Annotated in this window: 4 protein-coding genes; all 4 read right to left on the bottom strand. The window is 63.9% G+C overall.

The annotated features are described in order from the left end of the window. Positions 1-39 precede the first annotated feature (39 nt). A complete protein-coding gene (locus VJ604_RS09320) occupies positions 40-1,899 on the bottom strand; it encodes an aspartate ammonia-lyase (protein ID WP_324081863.1) in 1,860 nt (619 codons plus the stop codon). 67 nt (positions 1,900-1,966) lie between these two features. Beyond that, positions 1,967-3,274: an anaerobic C4-dicarboxylate transporter gene (locus VJ604_RS09315; RefSeq protein WP_324081861.1), complete on the bottom strand. Its 1,308-nt coding sequence runs from the start codon at positions 3,272-3,274 to the stop codon at positions 1,967-1,969. Between the two features lie 157 nt (positions 3,275-3,431). Then, positions 3,432-3,947 carry a hypothetical protein gene (locus tag VJ604_RS09310; protein WP_324081859.1) on the bottom strand — a complete coding sequence of 172 codons (516 nt, stop codon included), beginning with the start codon at positions 3,945-3,947 and terminating at the stop codon, positions 3,432-3,434. A gap of 163 nt (positions 3,948-4,110) precedes the next feature. Further along, a partial coding sequence (locus tag VJ604_RS09305; RefSeq protein WP_324081857.1) for a glycogen/starch/alpha-glucan phosphorylase occupies positions 4,111-4,987 on the bottom strand: 877 nt, incomplete at its 5' end.

Below are 4,987 nucleotides of genomic sequence, written 5' to 3'. Positions count from 1 at the left end.
TCCCCTTCAAGGGGAGGGTCAGGGTGAGGATGGGGTTCGCTACAGCTTGCGCGGCTTGGTCATGTTCTCCGGTTGCAGGATGTCGTCCAGGGCCGCCTTGGTCAGCCACCCCTTCTGGAGCACCAGGTCATAGACGCTGCCGTTGGTCTCCAGCGCCTCCTTGGCGATCGCCACCGACTTCTCGTACCCCAGCACCGGGTTGAGCGCGGTGACCAGGCCGATGCTGTTCTGCACGTACTCCCGGCACCTCTCCACGTTGGGCTGGATGCCGTCGATGCAACGGCTGGCCAGGGTGATGGCGGCGTTCTTCAGGATCATCAGCCCGTGCAGCAGGCAGTAGGCGATGATCGGCTCGGCCATGTTCAGCTCCAGCTCGCTCGCCTCCGAGGCCATGGTGACGGTGACGTCGTAGCCGATGATGGTGAAGCAGACCTGGCTCACCATCTCCGGGATGACCGGGTTCACCTTGCCAGGCATGATGGAGGAACCGGGCTGCATGGCCGGCAGCCTGATCTCGTAGAGGCCGCAACGCGGGCCGGACGACATCCAGCGCAGGTCGTTGCAGATCTTGGAGAGCTGCACCGCCGCCCGTTTCATGTTGCCGGACATCTGCGAGAAGACGCCCGAGTCCTGGGTCGCTTCCACCAGGTTTTCCGCCTTGGTCAGGTTGAGCCCGGAGACCGCCGACAGCTTCCGGGTGACCAGCTCCGCATAGCCGGGAGGGCTGTTGATGCCGGTGCCGATGGCGGTGGCTCCCATATTGATCTCGGTCAGTTCCTCGGCCGCGGCACGCATGCTCTTCATGGCGGAGCCGATCATGACCGCATAAGCGCCGAACTCCTGCCCCAGGGTCATCGGCACGGCATCCTGGTTTTCCGTGCGCCCCATCTTGAGGATCTGCGAGAATTCCTGCTCCTTCGCCTTCAACGAGGTCTGCAACTCGCCCAGGGCACCCAGGGTGTCCTGCAGCGACTGGTAGACGGCGAGCTTGATGGCGGTCGGGTAGGCGTCGTTGGTGGACTGGGAGCAGTTGACGTCGTCGTTGGGATGCAGGTACTTGTACTCGCCCTTTTCGTGACCCATCAGCTCCAGTGCCCGGTTGGCGATCACCTCGTTGGCGTTCATGTTGGTGGAGGTACCGGCGCCCCCCTGGATCATGTCCACCACGAAGTGGCTGTGCAGCTTGCCGGCCAGGATCTCGTCGCAGGCCTGGCAGATCGCCTCCATCTTGTTCTTGGCCAGCACGCCGAGTTCCGCGTTGGCCTGGGCGGCGGCCTTCTTGACCATGGCCAGCGCATCGACGAAGTGGGCGAAGTTGGAAAGCGGCATCCCCGAGATGGGGAAGTTCTCCAGCCCGCGCAGGCTCTGCACGCCGTAGTAGGCGGCCAGCGGCACATCACGGTCGCCCAGCAGGTCATGCTCGCGGCGGACCGCCGTGACAAGCGCCTCCGGACCGGCCTGGCCGGCCATGATCTGGGCGGCAAGGTTCAGCCGCTCGCTCTGCCGCTGTGCGCAGCGGGCGACGATGCGGTAGAAGACGTCGGGCCGGCTTTTCTGCAGATCGGTCCAGACCTTGCGGGGGATCTGCAGGATAGTCGCCCCGGTGCGGGTGAAGGCGCTGGTGGCGTGAGGGGTCTCGTCCAAAAGGGCGCCTTCCGAGATCATGGCACCCTGGGCGAGGGTGGAGAGATGGACCGGGGAGCCGTGCAGCCCCCTCACGATCTCGATCTCCCCTTCCTCGACGAAGCCGCACCAAAGGCGAGGGGTCGATTCGTGGAACAGGTACTCCCCGGCGGCAAAGGTCTTGCGCTCCCCTTCCGCGGCGATCATCTTGAGATCGGCGGCGGGAATTCCGGTGGCGTTGGCTGCTTGCGTGATCAGATGATCAAGTACTGACATTTCTTCTTCCTCCTTACCTTGTGAAGCTGCAGTCAGAAGCGGGCGGGACCGTCTCGCCCGCGGACGGTCACAGAATCAGCTCGCCGAACAGGAACCCGAAGGCGACTGCGAAGGCGATGGTACAGGTGCCGGGGATCAGGAACGGGTGGTCGAAGACGTATTTGCCCACCCTGGTCGAGCCGGTGTCGTCGAATTCGACGGCGGCGATCAGGGTCGGGTAGGTCGGCAGCACGAAGAGGGCGCTCACCGAGGCGAAGGCGGCGACGGCCGCCACCGGGCTCACCCCCAGGGCCAGCGCCGCCGGCATGAGCGCCTTGGTGGTGGCCGCCTGGGAGTAGAGGAGCATGGCGGCGAAGAAGAGCACCACGGCCAGCATCCAGGGATAGGCCTTGAGCAGGTTGTCGGCGAACATCTCGATCTCCTTGATGTGCGCGGAAACGAAGGTGGTCCCCAGCCAGGCTACCCCCAGTACGCAGATGCAGGCGCTCATCCCCGACTTGAAGGTCGCCGCGTTGAGGATGTTCTTCGCGTCCACCTTGCAGAAGAGGCAGATCAGGGTGGCGGCCCCCATCATGAAGGTGATGATGGCGTCGTCACGCTTGAGGATGGGGGTCTTGATGAGGGCGAAGGTCGAGCTGATGGCCATGGCGTAGCAGACCACGCAGAGCAGGCAGATCCCGAAGATCAGCACGGAGCGCTTGGCTCCCGCCGACAGTTCCTGCACCGCTTCGGAGGAGGTTTCCATCCTCACCTGTCCCTTGGCCAGGCGCTCCTGGTAGATGGGGTCGTCCTCGAGATCTTTGCCCATGAAGTTCGCCACCACGGCCCCCAGCAGGCAGGCGAGGAAGCTGCTGGGGATGGCTACCATCAGCAGTTTGACGTAGTCGACCCCGAACTTTTCCAGCTCACTGGAGAAGAAGACCACGGCTGCGGAGATGGGGGACGCGGTGATGGCGATCTGCGAGGCGACGGTCGCGATGGAGAGCGGGCGCGACGGCCTGATCCCCTCGCGCTTGGCCACCTCGGCGATCACCGGCAGGGTGGAGAAGGCGGTATGCCCGGTGCCGGCGAAAAGGGTCATGCTGTAGGTGACCACCGGGGCGAGGAAGGTGATGTATTTCGGTTTGCTTTTCAGTACCTTGGTAGCGATGTGCACCAGATAGTCGAGCCCCCCCGCCACCTGCATGGCTGCGATGGCGGAGATGACCCCCATGATGATGAGAATGACATCAACCGGAATGGCACCCGGTTTCAGGCCGAAGCCGACTGCCAATACCAGCACGCCCAGCCCACCGGCAAAGCCGATGCCGATGCTCCCCAGACGCGCGCCCAGCCAGATGAACAGCAAAACGACCAGCAATTCGACGATCCACATGGCGTTCTCCACCCCATCCTTACCCCTGCCCTCCCCTTGAAGGGGAGGGGGAGCCGAGCATGGCTGTTAACTGTCTATCCAGAGAGAGTCCCCCGTGCGTCCCCTCCCCTTCAAGGGGAGGGACAGGGTGAGGATGGGGCCCAAAGCCTGCCCCTCCTCAGGGTGCCCGGTAGCGTCCGGCCAGGTTCAGGGTCTGGCCGGTCAGCTCTTCTATCCCCTGGGCATCGGTCTGCACGATCACCGAGGACCAGTTGAAGGAGAAGTCACCGCTGATCCCGGCCAGGGGGCCGGTGCCGCCGACGATGGTGCCCTTGACCGGGCTGCCCTGCTCCAGCCGGTCGCTCTGCAGTACGACGTAGAGTTCGGGGCCGGCCAGGTCCTTCCAGACGCAGCGCCCACTGATGCCGGTCGCCGCATCGGCCAGCCCGATGCAATCGGACCAGTAGTCCTTCTTGCCGCGCAGCGCCGTCTGCAGGCTCACGTGGCCGCCGATCTGGAAGGTGAACACCTGCCGTCCCTTCAGGAAGGAGAAGCTGGTCCGGGTGCCGTTGGCGATCCAGCTCCCCTTGAACTCCGCCGACTCCGCCGCCGCCTGGCTGCGGGTGATCGGCAAGATCGCGAACAGCAGCAAGAGCACACCGGCCTGTACCCAGATCCTCGACCTTCTGGTCATGACGCCTCCTTTCGTCCCCGGTTTGGAACGTGGGCCATCCACTTCTCCCGTCCTCCTCAAGCTCTCCCTCCCCCCACGGGGGAGGGCAGGGGTGAGGGAAGCCTCGCATCTTCGTAGAAAGTTCCCTCACCCCAACCCTCTCCCGGAGGGAGAGGGAGCTTTGTCATGGCTCGAACGCAGGCAGCGCGGACGCCCGCCATATCTTCTCGCAGTACTCCCGGATGGAGCGGTCCGAGGAGAACTTCCCCATACGGGCGACGTTAAGAATCGACATCTGCGTCCATTTCTCCTGGTCCCGGAACAGGGCGCTCACCCGGTCCTGGCACTCCAGGTAGGACTGGTAATCCGCCAACAGCAGGTAGGTGTCGTGCCCCAGCAGGTGGTCCACCAGCGGCTGGAAGAGGCCCGGCTCGCCAGGGGAGAACACCCCGGCCGCGATGGCGTCGATCGCCTCCTTGAGCTGCTGGTTCCCCTGGTAGAAACCGTACGGCTGGTAGCCTTGGGACTTCATCTCGCAGACCTGGGAGGCGTTCAGGCCGAACAGGAAGAAGTTCTCCTCCCCGACCTCTTCCCGGATCTCCACGTTGGCGCCGTCCAGGGTGCCGATGGTGAGGGCGCCGTTCAGGGAGAACTTCATGTTGCCGGTACCGGAGGCCTCCTTGCCGGCCATGGAGATCTGCTCGGACAGGTCGGCGGCCGGGTAGACCAGTTGGCCGTTGGTGACGTTGAAATCCGGGAAGAAGACCACCTTCAGGCGGCCGGCAACCTGCGGGTCGTTGTTCACCACCTCCCCCACCGAGTTGATCAGCTTGATGATCAGCTTCGCCATGAAGTAGCCCGGCGCGGCCTTGCCGCCGAAGATGAACGCGCGCGGGACGATGTCCTTTCTCGGGTCCTTTTTGATCCGGTTATACAGGGTGATGATGTGGAGAACGTTCAGGTGCTGCCTCTTGTACTCGTGAATCCGCTTTACCTGGACGTCGAAGAGCGTATCAGAATCGATCGCTATACCGGTCCGTTCCTTGATGATGGCGGCAAGC

The organism is Geomonas sp. (genome assembly GCF_035254065.1).
Taxonomy (GTDB): domain Bacteria; phylum Desulfobacterota; class Desulfuromonadia; order Geobacterales; family Geobacteraceae; genus Geomonas.
Note: the sequence above shows the minus strand (reverse complement) of the source record. Positions and strands in the feature narration are given on the sequence as shown.

Coding starts and splice junctions, on each gene's coding strand:
- VJ604_RS09320 (WP_324081863.1), bottom strand. CDS start 1,899: ATGTCAGTACTTGATCATCTGATCACGCAAGCAGCCAACGCCACCGGA.
- VJ604_RS09315 (WP_324081861.1), bottom strand. CDS start 3,274: ATGTGGATCGTCGAATTGCTGGTCGTTTTGCTGTTCATCTGGCTGGGC.
- VJ604_RS09310 (WP_324081859.1), bottom strand. CDS start 3,947: ATGACCAGAAGGTCGAGGATCTGGGTACAGGCCGGTGTGCTCTTGCTG.